Below are 2,746 nucleotides of genomic sequence, written 5' to 3'. Positions count from 1 at the left end.
CACCGAGGGCACCATCGAGGACCGCATCGCCTCGCCCCCGCTCACGACGACCTCCGCAGCGACACCAGGTCGGTCAGTTCCCGGTCGGTCAGTTCCGTCAGGGCCGCCTCGCCGGAGCCGAGGATGGCGTCGGAGAGGGCACGCTTGGCTTCCAGCATCTCGGCGATGCGGTCCTCGATGGTGCCCTCGGTGATCAGCCGGTGGACCTGGACGGGCTGGGTCTGGCCGATGCGGTAGGCCCGGTCCGTGGCCTGCTCCTCGACGGCCGGGTTCCACCAGCGGTCGAAGTGGACGACATGGCCCGCGCGGGTGAGGTTGAGGCCGGTGCCCGCCGCCTTCAGGGACAGGACGAGCACCGGTGTCGCCCCGCTCTGGAAGCGGTCCACCATCTGTTCGCGGTCCTTGACCGGCGTGCCGCCGTGGAGCAGTTCGACCGGGACCGCGCGGGCGGCGAGGTGTGCGGTGATCAGCCGGGCCATGCCGACGTACTGGGTGAAGACCAGCGCCGAGCCGTCCTCGGAGAGCAGCGTGTCCAACAGCTCGTCCAGCAGGGCGAGTTTGCCGGAGCGGGCGGCCTGACGGTCTCCGGCGTCGGTATCCGCCTCCTCCTTCAGATACAGCGCCGGGTGGTCGCAGATCTGTTTCAGGGCGCCGAGGAGCTTCAGGACGAGGCCCCGGCGGGCGATGCCCTCCGCCGTCTCGATGGCCAGCAGCGACTCGCGTACGACGGCCTCGTACAGGGCGGCCTGTTCGCGGGTGAGAGGGACGGGGTGGTCCGTCTCGGTCTTGGGCGGGAGTTCGGGCACGATGCCGGGGTCCGACTTCTTGCGGCGGAGGAGGAAGGGGCGGACCAGACGGGCGAGGCGGGTGACCGCCTCCTGGTCCTCGCCGTTCTCCACGGCGCGGGCGTGCCGGGCGCGGAAGGACTTCAGCGGGCCGAGAAGGCCCGGGGTCGTCCAGTCCAGGAGGGCCCAGAGCTCGGAGAGGTTGTTCTCGACCGGTGTGCCGGTGAGCGCCACGCGCGCGGGCGTCGGGATCGTGCGCAGGGCCTTCGCCGTCGCCGAGTAGGGGTTCTTGACGTGCTGGGCCTCGTCGGCGACGACCATGCCCCAGCGCTGGTCGGCCAGGTGCGGTGCGGCCGAGCGCATGGTGCCGTAGGTGGTGAGGACGAAGCCGCCGTCGAGGTCGTCCAGGGAGCGGTCGGTGCCGTGGAAGCGGCGGACGGGGACGCCGGGGGCGAAGCGGGTGATCTCCCGCTGCCAGTTGCCCAGCAGGGAGGCGGGGCAGACGACCAGCGTGGGCTCGGGGCGGGCCCGGCGCAGATGCAGGGCGATGACGGTGATCGTCTTGCCGAGGCCCATGTCGTCGGCGAGGCAGCCGCCGAGCCCGAGGGAGGTCATGAGGTCCAGCCAGGCCAGGCCCCGGAGTTGGTAGTCGCGGAGGGTGGCCGCGAGGCCGGGCGGCGGTTCGACCGGGCCGAGGCCGGCTGTCAGGCGGTCGCGGAGGGCCGCCAGTGCACCGACCGGCACCGCCTCCACCGTCTCGCCGTCGACCTCCGCCTGGCCGGTGAGGGCCGCGGACAGGGCGTCCACCGGGTCGAGGAGGCCCAGTTCGCGTTTGCGGGCCTTGCGGACGAGAGCCGGGTCGACGAGCACCCACTGGTCGCGGAGGCGGACGATCGGGCGGTGGGCCTCGGCGAGGGAGTCCATCTCGCTCTCGGTGAGCGGGTCGCCGCCGAGCGCCAACTGCCAGCGGAACCGCAGCAGTTCCTCGCTCTCGAAGAAACCCGTGCCGTCCGTGGCGGAACCGGGCGCGGGGCGCACCTCGGCGCGGGCGCTCAGGTCGTGGGCCAGGTCCCGGGGCCAGTGCACCGCGACGCCGGCCGCGCCGAGCCGGGTCGCGGCGACGCCCAGCAGGTCGGACAGCTCGTCCTCGGAGAGGGCGAGGACATCGGGGACGTCCTGTTCGGAGAGGCGGTCCAGGGGCGGCCAGACACGGGCCGCGCGGCGTACGGCGAGGGCGGCGTCCACGCGGGCGCGTGGCCCGAAGGCCGCGTCCGCGTCGCCCGCCCAGAGCGCCGCGGCGTCGACGACGAGGGTGGGGTCGGCGAGGCTGTGCACCTGGACGACGGCGGCGCCCGCGCGCGGGGCCCGCTCGACGTCGTCGAAGAGGTCGTACGCGGACAGGTCCAGGCGCAGGGAGATCCGTACGCCCGCGTCCATGCCCGCGGCGACCTCGGCCGCCCAGTCGCGCGCGTGCGGCAGCCGCTGTCCGGCGTGCGCCGCGAACGGTTTCCCGGAGACGTACGGTGCCGCCGGGCCGCGCGGGAGGGTGTCGGCGACCGCGTCCAGGAAGGACCGCATCAGGGCCTCCGGCTCGGGCAGCCGGAGGGGCCCCTTGCCGGGCAGCGGCACGGCGTGGCCCTCGTACGGCAGGGCGGCTGCGACGGCTCTGAGGTGGGCGATGTCGTCCGGGTCGAGCGGTCCCGCCCGCCAGGCGTCGTAGCCCTCGGCGGTCAGGCCGGGCAGCAGGCGCCCCCGGGCGACCAGCCGCAACGCGTGCAGCGCGGCCGCGCCCCAGCAGGCCGTGGCGCCCCGTAGCGCTGGGGAGCTGCCGCTCTGCACGCGTTGCGTCTGCACGCCAGAGCGCGCCGGATGCCCGGCCCGACCTCCGAGGGCTTCGACCCATGGCCGCCTGGACAGCCGCACACTCACGTCATGTCCAAACTAGAAGACAGAGTATAAAC

The 2,746-nt window shown here is 74.0% G+C and carries 1 protein-coding gene; it reads right to left on the bottom strand.

The features are described from left to right. Positions 1 to 41 precede the first annotated feature (41 nt). Entirely contained in the window at positions 42 to 2,624 is a 2,583-nt protein-coding gene (locus tag P1P70_RS43060; protein ID WP_319247718.1) for a DEAD/DEAH box helicase, read from the bottom strand. Between the last annotated feature and the right edge of the window lie 122 nt (positions 2,625 to 2,746).

The organism is Streptomyces sp. MB09-02B, assembly GCF_033794485.1.
In the GTDB taxonomy this organism is placed as follows: domain Bacteria; phylum Actinomycetota; class Actinomycetes; order Streptomycetales; family Streptomycetaceae; genus Streptomyces.
Note: the sequence above shows the minus strand (reverse complement) of the source record. Positions and strands in the feature narration are given on the sequence as shown.